The sequence below is a fragment of the Methylobacterium organophilum genome, assembly GCF_022179465.1.
Classification (GTDB): Bacteria; Pseudomonadota; Alphaproteobacteria; order Rhizobiales; family Beijerinckiaceae; genus Methylobacterium; species Methylobacterium organophilum.
Window position 1 is genome coordinate 195,356 of record NZ_BPQV01000001.1, and the last position, 23,801, is coordinate 219,156.

At 69.8% G+C, this 23,801-nt stretch carries 13 protein-coding genes; 3 read left to right on the plus strand and 10 right to left on the minus strand.

The features are described from left to right. Positions 1-78: 78 nt before the first annotated feature. Positions 79-1,971 carry a monovalent cation:proton antiporter-2 (CPA2) family protein gene (locus MFF21_RS00880; RefSeq protein WP_238309302.1) on the plus strand — a complete coding sequence of 631 codons (1,893 nt, stop codon included), beginning with the start codon at positions 79-81 and terminating at the stop codon, positions 1,969-1,971. A 47-nt stretch (positions 1,972-2,018) separates the two neighbouring features. Here MFF21_RS00880 and glgB read toward each other — a convergent pair whose 3' ends face one another. The 5 genes from glgB to treZ form a co-directional block, all read right to left on the minus strand. Further along, positions 2,019-4,169 (minus strand): 1,4-alpha-glucan branching protein GlgB, encoded by a 2,151-nt coding sequence (gene glgB / locus MFF21_RS00885; protein WP_373324894.1) that lies wholly within the window; start codon positions 4,167-4,169, stop codon positions 2,019-2,021. 281 nt (positions 4,170-4,450) lie between these two features. After that, the gene (gene treS, locus MFF21_RS00890; RefSeq protein ID WP_238309304.1) at positions 4,451-7,705 is read right to left on the minus strand and encodes a maltose alpha-D-glucosyltransferase; all 3,255 of its coding nucleotides are present in this window, start codon (positions 7,703-7,705) and stop codon (positions 4,451-4,453) included. Between the two features lie 144 nt (positions 7,706-7,849). After that, positions 7,850-11,227, minus strand: coding sequence for a maltotransferase domain-containing protein (locus MFF21_RS00895; protein WP_238309305.1), 3,378 nt, complete (start codon positions 11,225-11,227; stop codon positions 7,850-7,852). A gap of 84 nt (positions 11,228-11,311) precedes the next feature. After that, positions 11,312-16,237, minus strand: a complete 4,926-nt coding sequence (locus MFF21_RS00900) for a malto-oligosyltrehalose synthase (protein ID WP_238309306.1) — start codon at positions 16,235-16,237, stop codon at positions 11,312-11,314. A gap of 34 nt (positions 16,238-16,271) precedes the next feature. Further along, the gene (treZ, locus tag MFF21_RS00905) at positions 16,272-18,077 is read right to left on the minus strand and encodes a malto-oligosyltrehalose trehalohydrolase (protein WP_238309307.1); all 1,806 of its coding nucleotides are present in this window, start codon (positions 18,075-18,077) and stop codon (positions 16,272-16,274) included. A gap of 289 nt (positions 18,078-18,366) precedes the next feature. Here treZ and MFF21_RS00910 point away from each other — a divergent pair, with 289 nt between their 5' ends. After that, positions 18,367-18,885 (plus strand): hypothetical protein, encoded by a 519-nt coding sequence (locus MFF21_RS00910; protein ID WP_238309308.1) that lies wholly within the window; start codon positions 18,367-18,369, stop codon positions 18,883-18,885. Positions 18,886-18,893: 8 nt separating this feature from the next. Here MFF21_RS00910 and MFF21_RS00915 read toward each other — a convergent pair whose 3' ends face one another. From MFF21_RS00915 to MFF21_RS00925, 3 genes are read right to left on the minus strand one after another with little or no spacing between them, the layout of a single operon-like run. Then, entirely contained in the window at positions 18,894-20,426 is a 1,533-nt protein-coding gene (locus MFF21_RS00915; protein WP_238309309.1) for a PhnE/PtxC family ABC transporter permease, read from the minus strand. Beyond that, positions 20,426-21,091, minus strand: coding sequence for an ATP-binding cassette domain-containing protein (locus tag MFF21_RS00920; protein ID WP_238309310.1), 666 nt, complete (start codon positions 21,089-21,091; stop codon positions 20,426-20,428). The genes MFF21_RS00915 and MFF21_RS00920 overlap by 1 nt, the downstream gene beginning before the upstream one ends. 14 nt (positions 21,092-21,105) lie before the next feature. After that, entirely contained in the window at positions 21,106-21,984 is an 879-nt protein-coding gene (locus MFF21_RS00925) for a putative selenate ABC transporter substrate-binding protein (protein ID WP_238309311.1), read from the minus strand. Between the two features lie 164 nt (positions 21,985-22,148). Between MFF21_RS00925 and selD the strand changes: the two genes are divergently transcribed. Then, positions 22,149-23,204, plus strand: coding sequence for a selenide, water dikinase SelD (gene selD, locus MFF21_RS00930; RefSeq protein WP_238309312.1), 1,056 nt, complete (start codon positions 22,149-22,151; stop codon positions 23,202-23,204). A gap of 174 nt (positions 23,205-23,378) precedes the next feature. On the opposite strand, the gene MFF21_RS00935 is transcribed toward selD, so the two are convergent. Further along, positions 23,379-23,516: a hypothetical protein gene (locus MFF21_RS00935; protein ID WP_238309313.1), complete on the minus strand. Its 138-nt coding sequence runs from the start codon at positions 23,514-23,516 to the stop codon at positions 23,379-23,381. Between the two features lie 39 nt (positions 23,517-23,555). Continuing rightward, a complete protein-coding gene (locus MFF21_RS23945) occupies positions 23,556-23,690 on the minus strand; it encodes a hypothetical protein (protein WP_276518061.1) in 135 nt (44 codons plus the stop codon). Between the last annotated feature and the right edge of the window lie 111 nt (positions 23,691-23,801).

The window sequence follows — 23,801 nt, forward strand, 5'->3', positions numbered from 1 at the left end:
AATGGCACCCGTCGCGGCCTCGCGCCGCCGGGCGCGCCGGGCTATGGCGGGAAACCGTCTCACGCCGATCGGAGTGCCATGGCGAACGCCACGACTCATGCGAGCTTCCTGCCGCCGGTCCTGACCTTCCTGACCGCGGCAGTGGTCGGCGTGCCGATCGTGCGGCTGCTCGGCCAGAGCGCCGTGCTCGGCTATCTCGTGGCCGGGGTGGTGATCGGCCCTTCGGGCTTCTCGCTGATCGCCGAGCCCGAGACCGCGGCGAGCGTCGCCGAGATTGGCGTGGTGCTCCTCCTTTTCATCGTCGGGCTCGAGCTGGAATTGTCGCGGCTCGTCTCGATGCGCCGCGACATCTTCGGCCTCGGCGCCGCGCAGCTCGCCGTCTGCGCCCTGATCCTGGCCGGCGCAGGCGCCCTGTTCGGCCTCCACGCCGGCGCCGCCACGGTGATCGGCGTCGCGCTGGCCCTCTCGGCGACGGCGGTGGCCCTGCAGCTCCTGGAGGAGCGGGGCGATCTCGGCACCTCCTACGGCAGCCGCGCCTTCGCGGTGCTGCTGTTCCAGGACATCTCCGTCGTCGCGATCCTCGCCCTGCTGCCGCTGATGGCCTCGGCCGGGGGGACGCCGGAGGGCGGCTGGCTCTCCGAGGCCCTGCATTCCGGCGCAACCGCGGCCGGGGCGATCCTCGGTGTGGTGCTGATCGGGCGCTACGGCCTCAACCCGCTCTTCCGCCTACTCGCCGCCTCCGGCGGGCGCGAGGTGATGACAGCCGCGGCCCTGCTGGTGGTGCTCGGCACGGCGCTGATCATGGAGGAGGTCGGCCTCTCCATGGCGATGGGCGCCTTCCTCGCCGGGGTGATGCTCGCCGAATCGAATTTCCGCCACCAGCTCGAAGCCGATATCGAGCCCTTCCGCGGCATGCTGCTCGGCCTGTTCTTCATGAGCGTCGGCATGTCGATCGACGGGCGGCTGGTGGCGGCGCAATGGCCGACCCTGTTCGGGGCCACCGCCCTGGCGATCGGCGTGAAGATCCTGCTCGTCGCCCTGCTGTTCCGCCTGTTCGGCTCCCCCTGGCTCGATGCGGTGCGCGGCGGCGCGGTGCTGGCGCCGGCGGGCGAGTTCGCCTTCGTGATCCTGCCCGCGGCGGGCGATCTGAACATCGTCGATGCCACCGCCACGCGGTTCGCGGTGGCGCTCGCGGCGCTGACCATGCTCGTCGGCCCGGTGGCCGCCAAGGGCCTCGACGCGCTGCTCGCCGCGCGCCGCCCGGAGGTGGAGGAGCCGCCCCCCGATCTCGTCGAGACCACCGAGACCCGAGTGCTGGTGATCGGCTTCGGGCGCTTCGGGCAGATCCTGACGCAGGTCCTGCTCGCGGAGGGAATCAGCGTCACCGTGATCGACAAGGACGTGGAGCAGATCCGCGCCGCCACCCGCTTCGGTTTCCGGATCTATTACGGGGACGGCACCCGGCTCGACGTGCTGCGGGCGGCCGGGATCGGCCGGGCCGAGCTCGTTTGCATCTGCATCGACGACGCCCAAGCGGCTCTGAAGATCGTGGACGTGGTGCACGAGGAATTCGCCAACGTGCGCACCTATGTGAGGGCCTATGACCGCACCCACGCCGTCGAGCTGATGAACCGCGATGTCGACTTCCAGCTGCGCGAGACGGTCGAATCGGCCCTGACCTTTGGCCGGGCCGCCCTCGAAGGGCTCGGGGTGCCGGTGGAAGCGGCGGCGCAGCGCGCCGAAGACGTGCGCAAGCGCGACGTGGCCCGTCTGGTGCTCCAGCAGGCCGGCGCCCTGCCGGACGGTGTCGGCTGGATGCGCGGCGGCACGGGGGAACTGCGTCCCGAGCCGCTCACCGCGCCGCAGCGCCCGGCCCGCGCCCTCAGCGCCGAGACCCGCGGCCTGATCGGCTCCGAGCGCCAGCTCGCGGCCCAGCGCGTGCTGGAGCCGGAGGAGGCGGAGGAAAGCTGAACGCGTCCCGGCGGAGCCCGGGGCTCCGCCGGCGGGGGTTGCCCGCGTCAGCCCTCGCGCACGAAGATCATGGTCGAGAGCGGCGGCAGGGTCAGGCTGAGGGAATGGGGCAGGCCGTGGCTCTCCTGAGCCTCGGCCTGGACGCCGCCCATATTGCCCAGGTTCGAGCCGCCGTAGCGCTCAGCGTCCGAGTTGATCGCCTCGCGGTAGAAGCCGCCCGCCGGCACGCCGATGCGGTAGCCCTCCCGCGGCACGGGGGTGAAGTTCGAGACCACGACGGCGATTTCGCCCTCCCGTCCCTTGCGCGCCCAGGCGATCACGCTGTTGTCCTGGTCGTCTGCCACCAGCCACTGGAAGCCGCCGGGTTCGGTGTCGCGCTCGTAGAGCGCGGGCGTCGCCACGTAGAGCCGGTTCAGGTCGGCGATCAGGTCCTTCACGCCGCGGTGGAAGGGGTCGTCGAGCAGGTGCCAGTCGAGGGACTGGTTGTGGTTCCACTCCCGCTCCTGGCCGAACTCGCCCCCCATGAAGAGCAGCTTCTTGCCGGGATGCCCCCACATGAAGCCGAAATAGGCGCGCAGGTTCGCGAATTTCTGCCAACGATCGCCGGGCATGCGGCCGAGCAGCGAACCCTTCCCGTGCACCACCTCGTCGTGGGAGAGCGGCAGCACGAAGTTCTCGGAGAAGGCGTAGAGCAGCCCGAAGGTCAGGTTGTGGTGGTGATAGCGCCGGTGGATCGGATCTTCGGAGATGTATTTCAGGGTGTCGTGCATCCACCCCATGTTCCATTTGAAGCCGAAGCCGAGGCCCCCCGTATAGGTCGGATGAGAGACGCCCGGCCAGGAGGTCGATTCCTCCGCTACCGTGATCGTGCCCGGGGCGTGGCTGTAGGTCGCCTCGTTGGTCTTCCGGAGGAAGTTGATCGCGTCGAGGTTCTCGTTGCCGCCATACTGGTTGGGGATCCACTCCCCGGCGCGGCGTGAATAGTCGAGATAGAGCATCGAGGCAACGGCATCCACGCGCAGGCCGTCGAGATGGTAGTGCTCCAGCCAGAAGCGGGCATTGGCGGCGAGGAAGGCCGAGACCTCCGTGCGCCCGAAATTGTAGATGTAGGTGCCCCAATCCTGGTGGAAGCCCTGGCGGGGATCGGCATGCTCGTAGAGATGCGTGCCGTCGAACAGGCCGAGGCCGTGGGCGTCGAGGGGGAAGTGGCCCGGCACCCAGTCGAGCAGCACGCCGATGCCCGCCTCGTGCGCGGCGTTGACGAAGGCGACGAAGTCATCGGGCGTGCCAAAGCGGCTCGTCGGCGCGAACAGCGAGACCGGCTGGTAGCCCCAGGAACCGTCGAACGGATACTCGGTGATCGGCAGGAGCTCGATATGGGTGAAGCCCATCTCCTTCACGTAGGGGATGAGGCGCTGCGCCAGCTCCTTGTAGGTCAGGTAGCGGTTGCCCTCGTCCGGCACCCGGGCCCAGGAGCCGAGATGGACCTCGTACACGGCCATGGGCACGTGGCGCGGATCCTTCTCGCCGCGCGTCCTCATCCAGGCGTCGTCGTGCCAGGCGGGCTCGCCGGTGCCCTGGAGCACGGAGGCCGTCTCCGGCGGATGCTGGGCGCGGAAGGCGACGGGATCGGCCTTGAGCGGCAATAGCGCCCCGTCGGGGCCGCGGATCTCGAACTTGTAGTTCTGCCCCGCCTTCAGGCCCGGTACGAACAGCTCCCAGACGCCGCCATCCGGCCAGAGCCGCATGGGATGGCGCCGGCCATCCCAGTCGTTGAAGTCGCCGACAATGCTCACGCGCTTGGCATTCGGCGCCCAGACCGCGAAGCGGAACCCGTCGATGCCGTCGAGCGTGCCGGCCTGGGCACCGAGCACACGGTAGACCGCGTTGCTGCCGACCTCGCGCAGGGCATGCAGGTCCTGCTGCTCCAGGGACGAGCCGAAGCCGTAGGGGTCGTGGCGGTTACGGGTGCTGCCATCCCAGAAGGCGACCTCGATCTCGTAGAGGGGCCGCCCCTCGCTCTTCACCCGCGCGACGTAGAAGCCGTCCGGATGCACCCGCTCGAACGGAATGCGCTGGCCGGCGGTGAGGAGGGTCGCGCCCTGGGCTTCGGGCAGCACCACCCGGACCTCCCAGGCACCGGCGCCGACCTGATGCGGGCCGAGCACGGCGAAGGGGTCTCCATGATCGGCCGCCATGATGGCGGCGACCGCTTCGGGGCTCACGGCGATGCCCGAGGGAATCGTGGCGGTGGGCCGGGGCGGCTTGCCGGGCTCGGATGTGCCGGAGAGGGAATCGGCGGGCTGGGGCGCCTTGGCCGGGGTGGCGACAGGGCCGGAAGCGGGCCGGACCGTGCCCGGCCGCGCCTCGACCGTCGGGGAAGAGGGGCTTTCCGTAGGAGCCACGGCACGCGCCGCGGCCTTCTCGTCCAGCACCGTCATTCAGACACCTCTCTCACCGGTTTCCGGAATGCGAAGACTCAGGCGCGCTTCGCTTCGTCCAAGATGTTGAGAACCCCCCGGGCCGGGATTTCGATCCAGTCCGGGCGGTTATTGACCTCGTAATCGACCTCGTAGAGCGCCTTCGTGAGAAGGCTCAGGCGCAGCAGGCGGGCATGGGTCTGCGGGTCGGTCACCGCAGCGCGGCTGTCTTCCAGGGCCGCGTCGTAGCCCTGCAGGAACGCCGCATCGATCATGCCACGCCAGGCGATGGCCGCGTTGCGGGCGCGCTCCTCGCTGTCGCCGAAGCGGGCCGCGATCTCCCGCACCACCGTCTCCGCGCCATAGGCGAAGGAGCGCAGCATGCCGGCGACGTCCCGCAGCGGGGTCGACTTCGCCCGGCGCTCGTCCGCCGGCCGGGCCGGCTCGCCCTCGAAATCGACGATGACGAGATCGCCCTCGGAGGCGAGCACCTGCCCGAGATGAAAGTCGCCGTGGATGCGGATCTTGTGGGCGCCGACCGGCACCGTGCGGGCGAGATCGTCGATCAGGGCCTCGACCTCGCTGCGGCGGGCCGCCAGGGCCTCGCTCGCCGAACCCGGGGACCAGGCCGTGATGGCGTCCAGACCCCGGAAGGCCCGGCTCATCTGGAAGCGGGCATCCGCCGCGAGCGCCTCCACATCCGCGGGCGAGAGCGGCTCGGCGGCGAAGGCCGGGTCGTCCGTCGCGATGGAGAAGGCCTTGTGCATCTCCGCAGTGCGCCGGCCGAGCAGGTCCGCCCAGCGCAGATGCGGATGGAAGGCCTCCTCCGGGATCGGCGCCTCGCTCTCGGGGGCGAGCACCACGATGTCGAAGTCGCGACGCAGGCCCTCCAGCATCAGCGTCCAGGCGTCGCCCTGGTTCGGCACGAATTTCTGCAGCAGCGCCAGGGCGGTGCGGGTGCCGTCCTCGGCCACGTGCTCCAGGGTGCCGAGCAGGGCCGGGGTATTGGCGAAATGCGCCTCTTCGGTGAGGAAGCGGCCGATCTCGATCTCGGGATGCACCCCCGTCTGCAGCCGGCGCAGCAGCTTGAGCATCATCTTCGAGCCGATGGCGACCGAGGTGTTGCTCTGCTCGGCCGCGAGCCGTCGCACCTCACCGACCTCGAAGGGCAGGTCGGGATCGTAGGCGGAGGTGGTCGAGAAGACGAGCCGGCCGCGCTCGCTCGGGATGGTCAGGCCGTCGCGCATGGCCTCGATCAAGGCGATGGCGAAGGGCGGGGCCACCGCCGCCTCGTAGAGCAAGCCGGTGCGCGGGCCCCGGCGCACGCGGGCGACCGCGTGATCCATCAGGGATTCGTCCTCGCGGCCTTCGTCCACCGCGAGCGGCACGAAGTAGTCCTGGCGCTCGCCGTTCACGAGGGTGACGGCGATCTGCGGCAGCAGGAACTTGCCCTCGCCGGTGCCGTCCTTGACGATGGCGCTATCCGTGACCTGCACCCCCTTGATGCGGGAGCCCTTGGCGCCGAACCAGCGCCGGCCGCTCAGGAAGGGGGGCGCCACGGTGCGCTCGAAGGCCACGCGCTCGCGGCCCTTCATCAGGGTCTCGACTCCGCCGGTCAGGACCAGGGTGAACAGCTCCGGCGAGAGCGGCTGCGGGCCGACCTCGCCCGTATTGGCCGCCGAGAGCGAGAACCAGTAGAAGCCATAGGCTGGCAGCGTCAGCAGGTAGGGCAATTCGCCGATCGCCGGGAATTCCGTGCCGCCGGTGAGCTCGATCGGGATCGCCCCGCGCAGGTCGGACAGGTCGAGCTGTACCGCCTGCGGCGCCCGCGACAGGTTGGCGACGCAGAGAATGCGCTCGTTCTCATATTCACGGATCCAGGCCAGGACCTTGCGGTTCGCCGGGTAGAGGAACTGGATCGCGCCGCGCCCGAGGGCGACCGAGTTGTTGCGGATCGCGATCATGCGCCGCGTCCAGTTGAGCAGGCTCGTCTGCGCCTGGGTCTGCGCCTCGACGTTGATCGCGTCGAAGCCGTAGATCGGGTCCTGGATCGCGGGCAGGAACAGCTTCTGCGGATTGGCGCGGGAGAAGCCGCCGTTGCGGTCCGGGGACCATTGCATCGGCGTGCGCACCCCGTCGCGGTCGCCGAGATAGATGTTGTCGCCCATACCGATCTCGTCACCGTAATAGAGCACCGGCGTGCCGGGCATCGACAAGACGAGGGACTTCATCAGCTCGATCTTGCGCCGGTCGTTCTCGAGCAGAGGCGCGAGGCGGCGGCGAATGCCGAGATTGATGCGGGCACGCCGCTCGGCGGCGTAGAACGACCAGAGGTAGTCACGCTCCTCCGCTGTGACCATCTCGAGCGTCAGCTCGTCATGGTTGCGCAGGAAGATCGCCCACTGGCAGCCTTCCGGGATCTCCGGGGTCTGCCGCATGATGTCGGTGATCGGGTGCCGGTCCTCCCGGGCGATCGCCATGTACATGCGCGGCATGAGGGGGAAGTGGAACGCCATGTGGCATTCGTCGCCCTCGCCGAAATACTGCGCCGTCTCCTCCGGCCACTGGTTGGCTTCCGCCAGCAGCATCCGGTCCGGATATTCGGCGTCGAGGGCCGCGCGGATCTTCTTGATGACGGTATGCGTCTCGGCGAGATTCTCGCAGTTCGTGCCCTCGCGCTCGACGAGGTAGGGGATCGCGTCGAGACGCAGACCGTCCACGCCCATGTCGAGCCAGTAGCGCATCACCTCGATCACGGCTTCGAGCACGGCCGGGTTGTCGAAGTTGAGATCCGGCTGGTGCGAATAGAAGCGGTGCCAGAAATACTGCTTGGCGACGGGATCCCAGGTCCAGTTCGAGACCTCGGTGTCGAGGAAGATGATGCGCGTGTCGGAATATTTGTCGTCCGTGTCGGACCAGACGTAGAAATTCCGCTCCGGCGAGCCGGCCGGCGCCTCGCGGGCGCGCTGGAACCAGGGATGCTGGTCCGAGGTGTGGTTGATGACAAGCTCGGTGATGACCCGCAGGCCGCGCTCGTGGGCCGCCTCCACGAAGCGGCGGAAATCCTCCATCGTCCCGTAGGACGGGTTGATGTCGCGGTAATCGGCGATGTCGTAGCCGTCGTCCCGCAGGGGCGAGGGATAGAACGGCATCAGCCAGATCGCCGTGACCCCGAGGTCGCGGACGTAGTCGAGCTTCTGGGTCAGGCCCTCGAAATCGCCGATCCCGTCATTCGTCGAGTCGAAGAACGACTTGACGTGGATCTGGTAGATGATGGCGTCACGGTACCATTGCGGGTCGCTGCGATCGATCATCGCGTCGGCTACCTCACGTCGCGGGTTCGAGGACGTCTCGGACAGGGCCCGCCGGGCGGGCGGGAAGGGACGGAACCCTCCGGGTCGGATTCGGCCTTAAGCCGGATCCCGCCCGAAGGGCCCCGGTCTAGCAGGGGAGGAGTCTCACGCAACCCGCCGCGGGGCGCGAAGACGCCAGATCAGGACCGAACGGTCGGCGGGGTCGAGGGCGATGCGGTGGGTCTTGCCGCGCAACTCGAATTTGTAGCCGAGCAGCAGATCTTCGACCTCCACGGCCCCGTCGTCGGGCTGGCCGAGCAGCCAGAGCGGCACCTCGTAGGAGCATTCCTGGCGGTTCCTCGGATCGAGATTGACCATGACGAAGACGCAGTTGTCCTTCTCGGGCGTCGCCTTGGCATAGGCGAGGATGTTGTCGTTCCAGGCGCCGGTGAAGGTGACGTTCCGGAAGTCCCACAGGGCCGGGTTGTCCCGCCGGATTCGATTGAGCTTGATGATGTGCTCGCGGATGTTGCCCGGCCGGTGGTAGTCCCATGCCTTCAGCTCGTATTTCTCGGAATCGAGATACTCTTCCTTGCCCGGATAGGGCGCGGCCTCGCACAGCTCGAAGCCGTTATAGATGCCGTAGACGGAGGAGAGGGTCGCCGCCAGCGTCGCGCGGATGACGAAGCCCGGCCGCCCGCTGGTTTGCAGGAAATACGGGTTGATGTCCGGTGTGTTGGCGAAGAAGTTCGGGCGGTAGTACTCGCCCATCTCGCCGGCGAGCTCGATGGCGTAGTCGGTCAGTTCCTGCTTGGTGTTGCGCCAGGTAAAGTAGGTATAGCTCTGCTGATAGCCGGCCTTGGCGAGCTTCTTCATCATCTTCGGCCGGGTGAAGGCCTCCGCGAGGAAGATCACGTCCGGGTAAATCCCGTTCACCTCGGCGATCACCCATTCCCAGAACGGCACCGGCTTGGTGTGGGGATTGTCGACGCGGAAGATGCGCGCCCCGAGCTTGGCCCAGCCCAGGAGGATGTCCCTCAGCTCGATCCAGAGGGAGGGCAGCGCGCCGCCGTAGAAATGGACGTTGGAGATGTCCTCGTACTTCTTCGGCGGGTTTTCGGCGAATTTCAGCGTGCCGTCGGGGCGCCACTCGAACCATTCGGGATGCGTCTTGATCCAGGGATGGTCGGGCGAACACTGGATCGCGAAATCGAGGGCGATCTCCATGCCGTGCGCATGGGCGGCGCCGACGAGGCGGCGGAAATCCTCCAGGGTGCCGAGCTCGGGATGCACGGCCTCGTGCCCGCCCTCCTCCGAGCCCACGGCGTAGACCGAGCCGACATCGCCCTCCTGCGCCTTGAGGGTGTTGTTCTTGCCCTTGCGGTTGGTCTTCCCGATCGGATGGATCGGCGTGAAGTAAAGCACGTCGAAGCCGAGCTCGCGGATCTCCGGCAGGCGCCGGATCACGTCGTCGAAGGTCCCGTGCCGGTTGGGGTCGCCGGATTGCGAGCGGGGGAAGATCTCGTACCAGGCGGAGAAGCGGGCCGCGAGGCGGTCGGCCACCACGGGCAGGTTCACGGGATAGCGGGACAGGTTCACCCGCTCGGAATTGCGCCGGATCAGCCGGGCATTCTCGGGGGCCAGGATCTTCTCGAGGATCGCGGGCGAGCCCTCCGGCTCGGCGGCCAGCGCCTGGACCAGGGCGTTGAGCCTGTCCTTGTCCCGGCCCTTGGCGAGGTCGGCGGCGATCTGCACCAGCTCGATGCCCTCGATCGTCTCGAGCCGCACGTCGACTCCGGCATCGCGCTTCTTCAGGGTGTCGCGGGTCCAGGAGGCGAAGGCGTCCCGCCAGGCGATCACGGTGTATTCGTAGCGCCCGTTGCGCTCCAGCGGGAATTCCCCGCCCCAGCGGTCGTTGTCGATGAAGACCATCGGGTATTGCCGCCAGGGCCCGCCATCGGCGGTGCGGGCGACGATGGCCGCGTCGATGATCTCGTGGCCGTCGGAGAAGATGTCGGCCTCGACCCGGAGGGTCTCGCCGACGATGCGCTTCACCGCCGAGCGGCCGCCGTCGATCTCCGGCGTCACCGCCTCGATGACGACGCGGCCCTTGCCCTCGGGGGCGACGGGCTTCGGCGCGGCCGCGGCCTCCGCCTCGCCCGCGGCGAGGATGCGCAGCTCGCCCGGCAGGAGGTCGATGGAGGCACCCGGGTGGAAGGCAATGGGCTCGGATTTCGGCGTGCGGTCGACGAAGGCGCCGAGCCGCCCCCCGGTGCGGGCGATCAGCGGCCCGACTTCGACCGGCACGGGGACGTCGGTGGGGTTGTAGAGCAGGAGCAGGCCCGAGGTGGCCGAGGAGGGGTGCCCGGTATTGGCGCGGAACAGGGCGACGAAGGGCGCGTCCGGCGCCGACAGTCGCATCTGCACGCCCTCGACATTCGCCGCTGGGATCTCGGCGCGCAGGGCGTTGAGGGCGGCGATCTCCGCCGAGATGTCGATGCCGGTGTCGTGCTCGCGCCTGCCCGGATGGGTCTCGACCACGTGGAGCGCGCGGGCATAGCCCCATTCGTAGCCGATCGGCATCAGCACGCCGGCGGAGAAGAAGGCGGCGAGCGCGTAGCGGGTCCGCAGCTTCGCGGCGATCGCCTCCGGCCCGCCGGACAGCCCGGCGGCAAGCCGGGCCATGTCGTGGTTCTCGGGGAAGGCGATGGAGGGAGCGATCACCCGCAGGCGGTCGTATTGCTCCAGCGCCCAGGGCGCCTTCAGGTCCCACCAGGCGAAGGAGTTGAACAGGTAGTCGAAGCCGGCCCCCGCCGTCGCCTGCGCTTCCTCGAAGGTGCAGCCCAGGGTCTCGGCGGCGAAGAGCGCGTCCGGGTCGCGGGCCTTGGCCGCCGCGATCAGGTCGCGCCAGACCGGGGCCGGCACCTTGTAGGCGGCATCGCAGCGGAAGCCGCGCACGCCGAGCGCCTGCAGGCGGGCGATGTAGCCGTCGAAGATCTTCGTCAGCTCCGCCCGGGCGTGCTCCGAATGGTAGTCCAACTCGGCGAGGTCGCCCCAGACCGTACGGATCGAAGGATCGTCGGGATCGACCGCCGCCGGGCTGACGATGGCGCCCGCCGCGTCGCGCACATAAAGGTCCGGCCGCTCGCGGGCGAGGCGCGCGTCATTGGCCGTGTGGTTGATGACGAGATCCGTCATCACGGAGAGGCCGCGGGCGTCGGCCGCACGGCAGAACCGGGCGATCTGCTCGTCATCCGGCGTGCCGTCCTCGTCGCGGAAACGGGGATCGAGCCGGTCGAGGTCGGCGACCGCATAGAGGCTGCCCGAGCCCCCGGTCTGGTGGAACGGGTTGAGATAGACCCAGTCGAATCCGAGCTGCGCGATGCGCGGCAGTTCCGCCGTCCAGGCCGAGACCTTGCCCACGAGGAGCGGGAACAGGTTGTAGATCCGCGGCCCCTCGGCCCGGGGCGCGAGGCCCGCGGGCAGCGCCACAGCCGCATCGGTCGGCGTCGCCGGGCTCGTCGCGGTGTTGGGTGCGTTCATGCCGTTCTCCCTCGGCCGTCCGCCGGCGGCCTTGTCATGTGCTCGGACCCTGCCCGTATCCAAAAGCCCCGGGCAAGCGATGGTTCACACCTGCCGGCGCAGCACAGCGTAGGGCAGCCGTGCGAAGAGCGCACCGAGATCGAGCCGGCCGTCCTCCGCGCCGACCTCGCCGCCGGCCAGATCGCGCCAGTGGCTGCCCTCGTCCACGCTCAGGGCAGTGCCGGCAAAGGCCGCGCCCGACCAGGGGATGCCCTCCTTCGCGAGCCCCGCGACGAGGCGGGGCACGGCCACGATCAGGTCGCCGGTCCCCGAGACCGCATCCGAGCGGATGAAGGCGACGACGTTCTCGGCCCGCTCGCCCTTGGCCTCGAGGGGCTGGTAGTCGGCATCGGCGTAGAAGCTCGGATGGGCCGCCCGGTCGGCGAGCAGGCGGGCAAGCGTCGCCTGCTTCACCCGACCGTCCCACCAGGTGCCGATCAGATCGGCGGGGGGTAATCCCGCCTCCAGCGCCGTGGCGCGGGCCGCGTAGTCGACCGGGCGCCGGTTGTCGGGATCGACGAAGGAAAAATCCCAGAACTCGGTGCCCTGATAGGTGTCCGGAATGCCGGGCAGCGTCGCCTTCAGCACCGTGCGGCCGAGCCCCGCGATCATGCCGAGATGGGCGAGCCGCCGGGCGAAGGGGCGCATGCGGGCCAGGAAGTCCGAACCCGGGGCGACGATCCTCGCGAACAGCGCATGCACGGCGCCTTCGTAGGTCTCGTCGACATTGACCCAGCTCGAGCGGCGCTTGCCCTCGCGCAGGGCCTTCTCCGCATAGGCGTCGAGGCGCTTTCGGAAATCCTCGATCGCCGCCGCGTCGTCCTGTTCCAAGAGCTCGAGGGGCCAGGCGCCGAGAATCGCCTGCAGGAACATCCACTGGTCGTTGGCGTCGGGCGCCGGCTCGTCGTCGTGGGTCGACAAGTGCGGCCCGGCGGTCTCGCGCCAGATGTCCCAGGCCCGCGCCCAGTCCTCCGGCAGCTCGGACAGGGCGAGCTGGCGCGACCGCGCATCCTCGCCGCGCTTGGTGTCGTGGGTCGCCGTGGCGATCATGGCGTTGGGCCAGTCCCGGGCCCGGGCCGCCTGCAGCGCGTGGAAATGGGGAAGGTCGAGGCCGTACTCGCCGGGATCGCCGCCGACCTCGTTGAGCGCCAGGAGCTCGACGTAGCGGTAGAACAGCGTGTCCTCCAGGCTCTTGGCCATGACCGGGCCGGTGAGCTGCTGGAAGCGGCGGCGGAAGCGCAGGATCACGGCCGGGTCCGGCCGGCCCGGTCCCGTGGTGTCGATGCGCCCGAGCAGCGCGTTCTCGGCGAAGTCGTGCACCGAGCGGTCGGGCAGCGCGCTCCAGCGCTTGGCCTTCTTCACCGCCCCCTCGATGAGGGCGATGTCGGCATCCTCCACGTCGCTCTCGTCGAGGTCGCCCGGCAGGTAGGAGCGGTAGGTGGGGAAGCGCGCGATGATCTCGATCAGCGCCCGCCGGATCGTGTTCACGGAGAAGTCGCGGGTGCGCCGGTCGGCATCGGCGATCAGCTTGAGGTCGCCGGTGATCACCTCCAACTCGGAGGCGAAGCTGATCTCGAGGATCTCGGCCTTGGCCGCACGCAGCTGGAAGCCGTAGGGCTCGTCGAAGCCCGTCGCCCAGCGGTAGAAGCGTTCCACCCGGGTCTTGCGCTCGCGGTCGACCAGGATGCCGTCGAGCTGGTTGAGCACGTCGTAGCCGGTGGTGCCCGCCACCGGCCAGGCCCGCAGCTTCTCGCCCGGCTCCAGGATCTTCTCCACCACCACGTAGAATCCGGGACCGACGGCCGCCTGCAGCGCGCGGGCATAGCCGAGCGGATCGGCGAGTCCGTCGATATGGTCGATGCGCAGGCCGTCGATGCGGCCCTCCTCGACCAGGCGGAACAGGAGCGTGTGCGACTTCTGGAAGATGTCCGACTTCTCGACGCGCAGGCCCGCGAGGGAGTTCACGTCGAAGAAGCGGCGGTAATTGATGTCGCTCGAGGCGATCCGCCAATGGGCAAGCCGGTAGGACTGGCTCTCCAGCAGGCGGTGCAGCGGCCCGAACGTGTCGGGATAGTCCTTGTTGCCGTTGAGGAGATGCAGCGCCCGGTAGATCGCCGCGGCGATCTGGGGCGAGGCGCGCACGGCATCCGCGAGATCCTGCTTCAGGGTCTCGGCCTCGGCGGGGAAGTCGCGGCGGCGTTCCCCGTTGGTCTCCTCGCCCATGTTGCGCAGGCGCTCGGAGATGGCGAGGACGTCCGCCGAGGGGTCGTCGCCGATCTCGCCGAGCGCCGCGAGCGCCCGGTTCAGGATCGAGGGATATTGCAGCGGGCAGACCGGGAACTGGTGCTCGTAGTGCCAGACGCTGAAGGCGCCGGCCGCCTCGTCGAACTTCAGTTCCAGCGTGCCCGTCTCCAAGGCCTCGCCGTAGCGCGCGCCGAGGAAGGGGATGACGAGCTTGCCGTTGGCGCCGAGCCGCTCCCAGTCGATGTCGAAGGCATGGGCGTAGGGCGAGAGCCCGCCCCATTCGAGCACCGAGAGCCACCAGGGATTGTCGGCCCCGCCGACGCCCATGTGGTTGGGCACCACGTCGAGCAGGAGCTTGAGGCCGTGCGCCTTGAGGGCGTCCGAGAAGGCGACGAAGCCGTCCTCACCGCCGATCTCGGGATTGATCTGCGAGTGGTCGACGATGTCGTAGCCGTGGGTCGAGCCCGGCCGGGCCCGCTGCAGGGGCGAGGCGTAGACGTGGCTGATGCCGAGCCGGGCGAGATAGGGGACGATCTCGCGGGCATCCGCGAAGGTGAAGCCCTCGTGGAACTGGAGCCGGTAGGTCGCCCGGGGCGGCGCCGAGGACAGCCGGGCGGCGCCCGAGCGGGGGCCGCGATCCTCCGCGGCGAGCGCGGCGGCGAGCTTGGCGAGCGGGCCGCCCGGGGCGGCGATGGCCTCCAGGCTCCGATCGAGCTTGCGCCGCCAGTTCGGATAGCCCTCCGTAGAGCCCGGCACGTTGGCCTGGCTCAGCTCGCCGACCACGTCCTCGTATTGCACGGCGGTGAGGATCGAGGGGGCGCGGGCGAGGTAGCGCGCGGCCGCCTCGAAGGGCGCGGCCTCCGGCGGCTCGGCGCCCGGCAGCAGCTGCTCGCCGGCCAGCGCCTCGGCCAGGCGGTGGCGCTCGACCACGCGCTCGGCCCGCTCCGCATCGGCCCGGTCGGAGTCGTACAGGCCCAGGGACTGGCGGGTGTCGGTGTCGACGCCCCGCCACCAGCCGACGAAGGTCGGCAGGTCGTGGGTGGTGATGGCGGTGAGCGCGTCGTGCGGGTAGGCCGAGGGCGCCTTGAAGCGGCCGCCCTGCTCCCGCTCGAAGGCAAGGATCCGGTAGCTCAGGATGCCGGCCTGCATCAGGGCATCGGAAAATCCCTCCGGGGCGGTGCCGAGATCCTCGGCGATGACGAGGCACTTGGCGCGGTGGCTCTCGAGCCGCAGCACCGCCAGCATCGGCTCGAAGGGCATCGCCATGTAGGCGCCGGCCTGCGCCGACTGGCCGAGGGGGATCAGGAACAGCCGGGCGAGCTGGAAGGCGTGGTCGATGCGGATCGCGCCGGCATGGCGCATATTGGCCTGGACCAGAGCCCGGAACGCCTTGAGGCCGTCCCGCTCCAGTTCCAGCGGGTGGAAGGCCGGCAGGCCCCAGTCCTGGCCGCGGGGCGCGAGCAGATCCGGCGGAGCGCCGATGGAGACGCCGTTGGCAAAGCGCTCGGGATGCGACCAGATTTCGGAGCCGCCTCGGTCGGCTCCGACCGCGAGGTCGCGGTAGAGGCCGATCCGCATGCCGGAGGCCAGAGCCGCTTCGGAGGCTTCCCTCAGCTGCTCGTCGGCAAGGAACTGCAGCCACAGGTGAAAATTCACCCGCTCTGCCTGCTCCCGAGCGAAGACACGCACCGCCTCCGTTCCCGCCCGGCGGTATTCCTCCGGCCAGTCGCCGAGCCACTTGGCGCCCCGGGCGGAGAAATGCTCGGCCAGGGCCTCGAAGGTCGCGTGAGATTCGAGGTTCTCGCCCCCCTCCTTCAGGAAGGCGGCGAAGGCCTCGTCCCGGCCGGCGCGGGCGGGTGAATCCTGCCAGAGCGCCTCCAGGGCCGGCGCGAGCACCTCCCAGATGCCGGCGTGGTCGACGAGGGCCGCGTCGCGCAGGGCCTCGATCCGCGGGGTTTGCTCAGCAAGAAGCTGTTCCGCCCGGCTCCCGGAGAAGCCCAGCAACACGCCCGGCTCGATGAACAGCGTCTCCAGGAACAGCCGCGAGGAGGGCGAGTAGGGGGAGATCTTGCTCCGGTCGGTGGGGAAGAGCGCATGGACCGGGCTGAGCCCCAGGAAAGAGGCGCCGCGCAGGCCGGCGTCGCGGGCGGCCCGGCCCGCATCGGCATAGGTCCCGATCCCGAGATTGTCCGGGGAGCGCAGGCCGTAGAGCTGGGCGGCCATGCCCCAGTCCCGCGCCCCCTCCTCCGCATAGGCGCGGGGTCGCCAACAGCGCTTCGGCGCCGCGATCACATGGGCCTCAGCCCGCCGCTCGCCGAGGACGGCGGTGAGATGGTGGTAGCCGGGCGTGAGTGGCGGCAGGTCGAAGCCGGGACCGCCCTCCCCCATGGTGACCGGAGCGCGCCCCTCTCGGGCATGGCCGCGCTCATCCACGAGGCGCCACGCGATCGAGCCGGAAGTGCCATCGGCCAGCACCGGCACGCGCAGGCTCCGCCGCGCTTCGGTGGGCAGGAGCGGCGGGATCAAGGCCCGGCGCACGGCCTCGACCCTGGCGAGGCTCTCGCCGATCTCGGCTTCGTTGCCGACAGCGAAGCCCAAAGCGGCGAGCATACCACGGCGCACGTCGAGCCCGGTTTCGACGCGGTGGCCGAAGGCATCGGTATAGCCCGGGGCGATGCCGACGAGGTCGGTCAGACGCTGGAGGAGGTGTGCGGGGACGGCGTCCATGTCCGGCTTCAGGCTTTCTCGCTCATGCGCGCGGTCATTCGGGGGCACTGACCAGGAACACCCCGGTCCAGGGCGGCAGTTGCAGCGCTTCGCGCGAGAGGCCGCTCGACCAGATTACCTGGCCGCCCGCGCGATCGGCAGCGTACTCGCCGTCGCCGACATTGGCGACGAAGCGCAGGGTGCCAGCCCCGAAATGCCAAGTGCAATCGACGACGCCCGGCGCGGGGACGTGGGCTTCGGCCCCGCGGAAGCCGGACTTCGTCAGCGGCACCACGGTCTGGTGGCGGATCTGGATCAGGTTGCGTGTATCGGCCCAGACCGCCCGATGCGGCCCGGTCTCGGCCTCGTCCCAGTCGATCTTGGAATCCGTGAAGGTCTTCTCCTCGGTGGGATCGGGGATGACCGAGGTATCGTCGGCGAAGGCCGCGAAGCTCTTGAACTCGCGCCGGCGCCCCTCGCGCACGGCCTTGTTCAGCTCTTCGTCGGGGGTGAAGTCGACGAAGAACAGGAAGGGCGCAGAGGCCGACCATTCCTCGCCCATCCACAGCATCGGGATCTGGGGCGCGAGCAGGAGCCCGGCACGGGCAAGCGCCAGCTTGCCCGAATCGGCGAGGTGGCTCAGGCGCTCGCCCAGCGCCCGGTTACCGACCTGATCGTGGTTCTGGAGGAAGGTGACGAAGGCGGAGGGCGGCAGATGCGCCGAGGGCTCGCCGCGGGGATGGTTGTCGAGGGTCTTGAAGGGCTCGCCCTGGTAGGCGAAGCCCTCGGCAAGGCAGCGGGCGAGGTGCTCCACCGGCTTGTCGGCGAAGCTTTCGTAATAGCCGGCCTCCTCGCCGGTGAGCAGCACGTGCCAGCAATGGTGCAGGTCGTCCGCCCATTGCGCGCTGTGCAGGCGCGGCTTCTCCGCCTCGTCACGTTCGAGCCAGCGGGCCTGGTTGGCCTCGTTCTCCAGGATCAGGTGGACGTGACGATCCGGGAAACGCTGCCGGACGGTCTCGCCGAGCTCGGCCAGGAAGTGCTTTTCGGAATCGTCGAGGATGGCATGCACCGCGTCGAAGCGGATGCCGTCGAAATGGTATTCCTCCAGCCAGTAGAGCGCGTTCTGCAGGAAGAAGTCGCGCACCACCCGGCCCGCCTCCTTCCCGTCGAAGTTGATGCCCGCGCCCCAGGGGGTCTGGTGCCGTTCGGTGAAGAAGCTCTTCGCGTAGGCGTGGAGGTAGTTCCCAGCCGGGCCGAAGTGGTTGTAGACGCAGTCGATGAAGACCATCAGCCCCTTGGCATGGGCGGCGTCGATCAGATGCTTCAGGTCCTCCGGCCGGCCATAGGCGGCATCGGGCGCGTAGGGCAGAACGCCGTCGTAGCCCCAGTTGCGGCGGCCCTTGAAGTCGGCGAGCGGCAACAGCTCCAGGGCGGTGACGCCGAGATCGACGAGGTCGTCGAGGCGCTTCTCCAGGCCGGCATAGGTACCCTCGGGCGTGGCCGTGCCGACATGCAACTCGTAGATCACAGCCTCTTCCCAGGGGCGGCCGCTCCAGTCGGAATCCTGCCAGTCATAGGCCGCGGGGTCGACGAGTTCGGACAGGCCGGAGACATCCTCGGGCTGAAAGCGGGAAGCGGGATCCGGCACCACGAGGGCGCCGTCGATGCGAAAACCGTAGCGGGCCCCGGCTTTCACGCCGGGCACGACGAGGCGCCGCCAGCCCTCGCCCGCCTCCGGCACCGGATGCTCCTGCCCGTCGAGGACGAGGGCGACCTCCTTCGCGCTCGGCGCCCATAGGGCGAACCGCGCACCGTCCGCTTCGAGCGCGCCGCCGAAGGCCATGGCATGGATGCGCCGCATGGAGATCAGGATCCTCGTTCTTTTCGGCAGCAGCGCCGCACGGGCTCGGTCAAGCCGGCGCCTGCTGGAGAAGGCGGCGAACCCTTTCCGGTTCCCGGCGGACTTATGGCGCCGGATGCGGCGGGCAACCGCCCTGCAGCATGGAATCGGCACCGTTTCGCAGATGCGAGACATGCGTCTCGCAGGCGGACCCCGGATGCGTCGGGAGCGTTGCAATTTTCGGTCGCATGTCCACGAATTCGCCCGGGTCGGCTGCTCTACGACGCGGCTTCAATCTCCGGATGCGTGCATGCGAGTCGTCAGAGCCACCGTCCTTGCCGGCCTCCTGATCGCGGGGAGCGCCGGCGCCTACCTGACCTGGGCGCTCACCAGCGATGCCGGGTACGAGGGGGGCGGCCGCGCCCTGAAGGGACGCTACGGCCTGCTCTATCTGCCCGAGCCGGAGCGGCGCAGCCTGCGCAAGCTCGCGATGATGAAGGCCGCCTCGCACTGCGAGTGGGAGCTCGACGAGGAATTCTGGGGCCGGATCTACCGGCTCTATGTCGGGGAGGAGCACTCGGTCCGGGCCGCGGTCTACGCCGCCCTGCTGGAGGACCAGGAGCGTTATTTCCAGGCGGATGACGACCATCGCCGCTGCGAAGCGGCCTGGTCGCGCTTCGGAGCCAAAGGCGCGGAGATCCGAGGCGTCCTGCGGGCGGCGATCACACCGCCGGGCACGGCTCCGGGGGCCGCCGCCATCCTCGACGCCAAGGCCATCGACGCGACGGTCGGCGACCGGACGACGGCCGCGGAGGCCTCGGCCCCGTAAGCCCCCCTTCACCGGGCCGGTTCTTCTTGGCCGATCGGCGCGGACAGGCGGGTCGGCAGGGTGTTGATGCGCAGCGCCCGACGCAGGCCGCGCGACAGGGCGTCGACGGCGATGGCGAGCAGGGCGGTCGCGAGGATCAGCACCACCGCCACGTCGAGGCGCAGCTCCGAGATCGCCGCATCGACGTAGAAGCCGAGCGTCGCCACGCCGAGGATGCCGAAGATCGCGCTCTCGCGCAGGATGATCTCCCAGCGATACAGCAGATAGGCCAGGAACTGGCCGTAGAGCCGCGGCACGGTCTCGTAGGCGTAGAGGTTCAGGCCCGCCGGCGCGTCGGGGCGGTAGCCGATCTCGTCCGCGTGCCGCCCCAGCAGGTAGCCCACGATCCCCGCATTGTGGATGGCGAGCGCCAGGATCGCCGGCAGCATCGAGGGGCCGAGGAGTTGCAGGGCGACGTAGGCCAGCATGTATTCCGGTGTCGAGCGCACGGTGACGAGCAGGATCCGCCCGAGCGGCCGCCCGATGGGGCCCGTGAAGCGCCGCGAGACCAGGGGAAACAGCGCCAGGGCGCCGAATGCGGTCGCCACCAGGGCGATCTGGGCCAGCACCAGGGTCTGGAGCAGGCCTGGCAGGATCTGGCCGGTGAGGATCGGCGCGAGCCAGGCCCAGAACCGCGCCCAGGTCTCGATCGCCAGGAGCGGCGCATCACGCAGGGGCGCCGGGACGATGTCGTGCCCGAGGAAGCGGGCGAGACTCGCCCCGACATCCGTGGCGCCGACCGTGGCGGGCAGGGCCAGCACGCTGCCCACCAGGAGGAAGGGCAGGGTCTTGGTCCGCATCCAGAGCCGGCGGGTGCCGATCAGGGCATAGAAGACGAGGAGCAGCGCGCCGGCCTCGCCGTAGCGGCCCTGGCGGAAGGCGGATTCGAGATAGAAGCCCATGGTCGGCAGGCCGATGAAGCCGAGCACGAGGGTCGAGCGCAGGCCGCATTCGAGGCGGTAGAGCGTGTAGTGCCGCAGCGAGGCGGCCACGACCGGCAGCCGGGCATAGGCGAAGGCGGCGATCGCCCCCGTACCCGGCGGCAGGGTGCGCAGAGCCGAGAGATCCGCCTCCTCGATGATCTCGGCATAGACCTTGGCGCAGATGCCGGCATAGGGCAGCGCGATGGCGAGGATCCCGGTGGTGGCCGAGAGCCCGAAGACCTGCATCAGCAGGAGCGCCCAGAACAGCTCGTGCACCGCCCGCAGGAAGGCGCAGAGGAGGCGCACCGGCCGCGAGCGGGCGAAGGGGATCGCCAGCAGGAAGCCCGCCCCCGCCCCGAGCCCGACGCCGAGCACGGCGAAGGCCACGGTGTAGGCGATGCTCCGGATCTCGACGGAGAGGAAATCGGGCCGGATCAGCCCGGCGAGCAGGCGCTGCAGATCGGCGAAGGGGTTGAGGCTCGAGACATGGAGATCGGCCGTGAGCAGGGCGGCCAGCGCCAGGGCGACGAACCAGCGGCTGATCGAGGCGTAGCCGGGCCGGGCGAGGAAGGCGTCCATCAGGCGGCCGCGTAAAAGGGCGCCAGCGTCGCCGCGTCGAGGCCCCGGCTCGGCGCATCGAGGACGATGCGGCCGTTCTCCAGCACCACCACCCGATCCGTATGCGCAAGGGCGAGGCCGACATCGTGCAGGGCCACGACGAGGGTCTCGTGGCGGGCGCAGAGCAATTCCAGCACCGCCGCCCCCTGCTGCCGGTCGAGGGCGGAGACGGGCTCGTCGGCGAGCAGGATCGGCCGGCCGTTATAGAGGGCGCGGGCCACCGAGACCCGCTGCTGCTGCCCGCCCGAGAGTTCCCCGGCTCGGGCGAAGAGCTTCTCGGCGAGCCCCAGGCCGCCGAGCACCGCCCGCACCTCGTCCACGTCGGCCCGGGCCGGCAGGACGAGGGTGCGCAGGTTGTGCCAGGTCGAGCGTCGGTCGAGGCGGCCCATATAGACGTTGTGGAACACGCTCAGGGGATGCACCAGGGCCGAAGCCTGGGGCACCAGGGCAACCTGGGCCGGCCCCTGGGCGTGGATCAGCCCGATCAGGGTCGACTTGCCCGCCCCCGAGCGCCCGAGCAGGGCCACCCGCTCGCCCCGGCGCACGGTCAGGTCGATGCCGGAGAGGACCGGCCGTCCGCCATAGGCCGCCGAGACGTTCGTGAGGGCGATCGCATTCTCCGGCACGGCGGAGCCTGCCCTCAGTCGAGCAGGCCGGTCGAACGGCCCACCTCGATCAGCGGCGCATAGGCCGCGTTGTCGACGGGGATGAACTTCGAGCGGCCGAAGGGCTCGAGGATGGCCGGGTCGGTGATACCGACGAGGGCTGCCCTCAGCTTCTCGGTGAAGCCCTCCCCGTAGGTCTTGTCCACGTCGCCGCGCACGGTCCACTGGTAATCCGGGAAGGTCGGGCTCTCCCAGATCACCGCGACCGCCTTTTGATCGATCTTGCCGGCCTTGCCGTCGAGATCCCACACCGAATAGTCGACCGCCCCGACCTCGAAGGCGCCGGACTGGACCAGCTGGATCGTGCGGCTGTGGTCGCCCGAGAAGCCGACGCGGGAGAAGACCTGCTCCGGCGTCTTGCCCGGGAAGGCCTGGCGGATGAAGTGCTCCGGCATCAGCCGGCCGGAGGTCGAGGCGCGGGCGCCGAAGGTGAAGGTCTTGCCCGCGATCGCCTTCGGGAAGTCGGCGCCCTGGGCGAGGCCGGTGGCGGCGTTGGCGATGAAGTAGGTCTTGAAGGCCGCATCCTCGGCGCCCTGGGCGATGGCCTGGCTGCCCGGCACCGCTTTGCGGGCCTGGACGCCGGTGAAGCCGCCGAACCAGGCGAGCTGGACCTGGCCGTTGGTGAAGGCGGTGACCGCGGCCGGATAGTTCTTCACCGGGATGTAGCGCACCGGCACCCCGAGCTTGCCCTCGAGATAGGTCGCGACCTTGCCGAAGCGCTCGACGAGGCGGCTCTCGTCCTGATCGGGGATGCCGGTGAAGACGAAGGGCGGCTTGGCGCCCTCCTGCGCGTGGGCCGAGGCGAGGGCGCCGGCGAGAAGGGCAAGGCACGACAGGACGGCACGACGTCGCATCGGAAACTCCGAAATCTCCGCACGCAAGGGCGGGACGCCGCCCGGCGGATCATCATGCGAGGTAGCAGATCGGACGCGAACGCGGCAGGGTTGAACCCCCTATGCTGCGGTGGACAGGCTGCGGCCTTTCCGCCCGAGCTCGGATCGGACAACAGGAGACGACGATGGATGCGACGCAGCCCCGCCTCACCAGCCTCGCCCATGGCGGCGGTTGCGGCTGCAAGCTCGACCCCGCGATCCTGCGCGGGCTGCTGGCCGATCAGCCCATGGGCGGCCCCTTCGAGCGGCTTCTCGTCGGCAACGAGACCTCGGACGACGCCGCGGTCTGGGCCCTCGACGACCGCACCTGCCTGATCGCCACCACCGACTTCTTCATGCCGATGGTGGACGATCCACACGATTTCGGGCGCATCGCCGCGACCAACGCGATCTCCGACGTCTACGCCATGGGCGGCCGGCCGATCCTGGCCCTCGCCATCCTCGGCATGCCCGTCGGCAAGATCGCCCCCGAGACCGTCGCCGCGATCCTGAAGGGCGGGGCCTCGATCTGCGCGGAAGCCGGCATCCCGGTGGCCGGGGGCCACTCGATCGACACGCCGGAGCCGATCTACGGGCTCGCCGTGATCGGTACCTGTCCCCGCGAGCATGTCCGCCGCAACCGCGACGCCAAGGCCGGTGACGCCCTCATCCTGACGAAGCCCCTCGGCGTCGGGATCTATTCGGCGGCGATCAAGAAGGAGGCCCTGCCCACGGGCGGTTATGCGGAGTTCATCGCGAGCACGACGCTGCTCAACCGGGTCGGTGCCGTCCTGGCCGAGGATCCCGACCTGCATGCCATGACCGACGTGACCGGATTCGGGCTGCTCGGCCATGGGCTGGAGGTCGCCCGCGGCGCCGGGCTCGGCCTCCTGATCGAGGCGGACAAGGTGCCCCTTCTGCCCAAGGCCGCGGCGCTGGCCCGCGACGGCTTCGTCACCGGGGCCTCGCACCGCAACTGGACCGCCTTCGGCGAGTCGGTGGCGCTCCCGGAGGGCTTCCCCGATTGGCGGCGCCACCTGCTGACCGATCCGCAGACCTCGGGCGGCCTGCTCGTCAGCTGCGAACCGGAGGCCGCCGAGTCGATCCTCGCGCGGATCTGGCAGGCCGGTCACCCGACCGCCGCCATCATCGGGCGGGTGGAGGAGGGACCGGCGCGGATCCGGGTGCTGGCGAACGGCTAGGCGCCCCCCCGGAAGGCCCCCAAAGCCCGGGCGGCGTCGCATGCGGCGAAGACAAGCGAGGACGCAGCGAGCCTCGAACACGAGAAAGCCGGCCGTCTCGTCGGAGAGGGCCGGCTTTCTCGTGTTCGCTGTCTGCTGCGCGGTGCCGGAATCCGGATCCGGCCAGGGCCGGGCTCAACGGCCGCCGACGGCGTGGGCGGTCTGGGCCGGGATGCCGGCCGGGGCGGTGAAGCTCTGAGCCTGGGCTTCCATGGCGAAGCCGAACAGGACGAGGGAAGAGGCGAGCAGGGCGAGGGCGACGATACGGTTCATGACGGGTCTCCTTGGAAGGGGGGATTGGAGAGAGGGGATTCAGCGGCCCTGGACGGCGGCGCCGGGAGCGGCCTGAACCGGGATGCCGGCGGGGGCGGTGAAGCTCTGGGCCTGGGCGGCGCTGCCCGCGACGAGCGAGAGGGCGACCAGGGCGGCGGAAACGAGACGGGACATGGTGGGCTCCTTCGTAGGGTCTTGGAGGCGGCCCCGTTGGCCGCTTCCGATGAGAGGAAGATGGCCCCGTTCGACTTGGCGAAACAGCCGAATAAATTTGATCGAAACTTT

What these genes read in the sequence shown, in the direction of transcription:
- MFF21_RS00880 (WP_238309302.1), top strand. Translation starts at nt 79, where the DNA reads ATGGCGAACGCCACGACTCATGCGAGCTTCCTGCCGCCGGTCCTGACC.
- glgB (WP_373324894.1), bottom strand. Translation starts at nt 4,169, where the DNA reads ATGGCGGCCGATCATGGAGACCCCTTCGCCGTGCTCGGCCCGCATCAG.
- treS (WP_238309304.1), bottom strand. Translation starts at nt 7,705, where the DNA reads ATGATCGATCGCAGCGACCCGCAATGGTACCGTGACGCCATCATCTAC.
- MFF21_RS00895 (WP_238309305.1), bottom strand. Translation starts at nt 11,227, where the DNA reads ATGAACGCACCCAACACCGCGACGAGCCCGGCGACGCCGACCGATGCG.
- MFF21_RS00900 (WP_238309306.1), bottom strand. Translation starts at nt 16,237, where the DNA reads ATGGACGCCGTCCCCGCACACCTCCTCCAGCGTCTGACCGACCTCGTC.
- treZ (WP_238309307.1), bottom strand. Translation starts at nt 18,077, where the DNA reads ATGCGGCGCATCCATGCCATGGCCTTCGGCGGCGCGCTCGAAGCGGAC.
- MFF21_RS00910 (WP_238309308.1), top strand. Translation starts at nt 18,367, where the DNA reads ATGCGAGTCGTCAGAGCCACCGTCCTTGCCGGCCTCCTGATCGCGGGG.
- MFF21_RS00915 (WP_238309309.1), bottom strand. Translation starts at nt 20,426, where the DNA reads ATGGACGCCTTCCTCGCCCGGCCCGGCTACGCCTCGATCAGCCGCTGG.
- MFF21_RS00925 (WP_238309311.1), bottom strand. Translation starts at nt 21,984, where the DNA reads ATGCGACGTCGTGCCGTCCTGTCGTGCCTTGCCCTTCTCGCCGGCGCC.
- selD (WP_238309312.1), top strand. Translation starts at nt 22,149, where the DNA reads ATGGATGCGACGCAGCCCCGCCTCACCAGCCTCGCCCATGGCGGCGGT.
- MFF21_RS00935 (WP_238309313.1), bottom strand. Translation starts at nt 23,516, where the DNA reads ATGAACCGTATCGTCGCCCTCGCCCTGCTCGCCTCTTCCCTCGTCCTG.
- MFF21_RS23945 (WP_276518061.1), bottom strand. Translation starts at nt 23,690, where the DNA reads ATGTCCCGTCTCGTTTCCGCCGCCCTGGTCGCCCTCTCGCTCGTCGCG.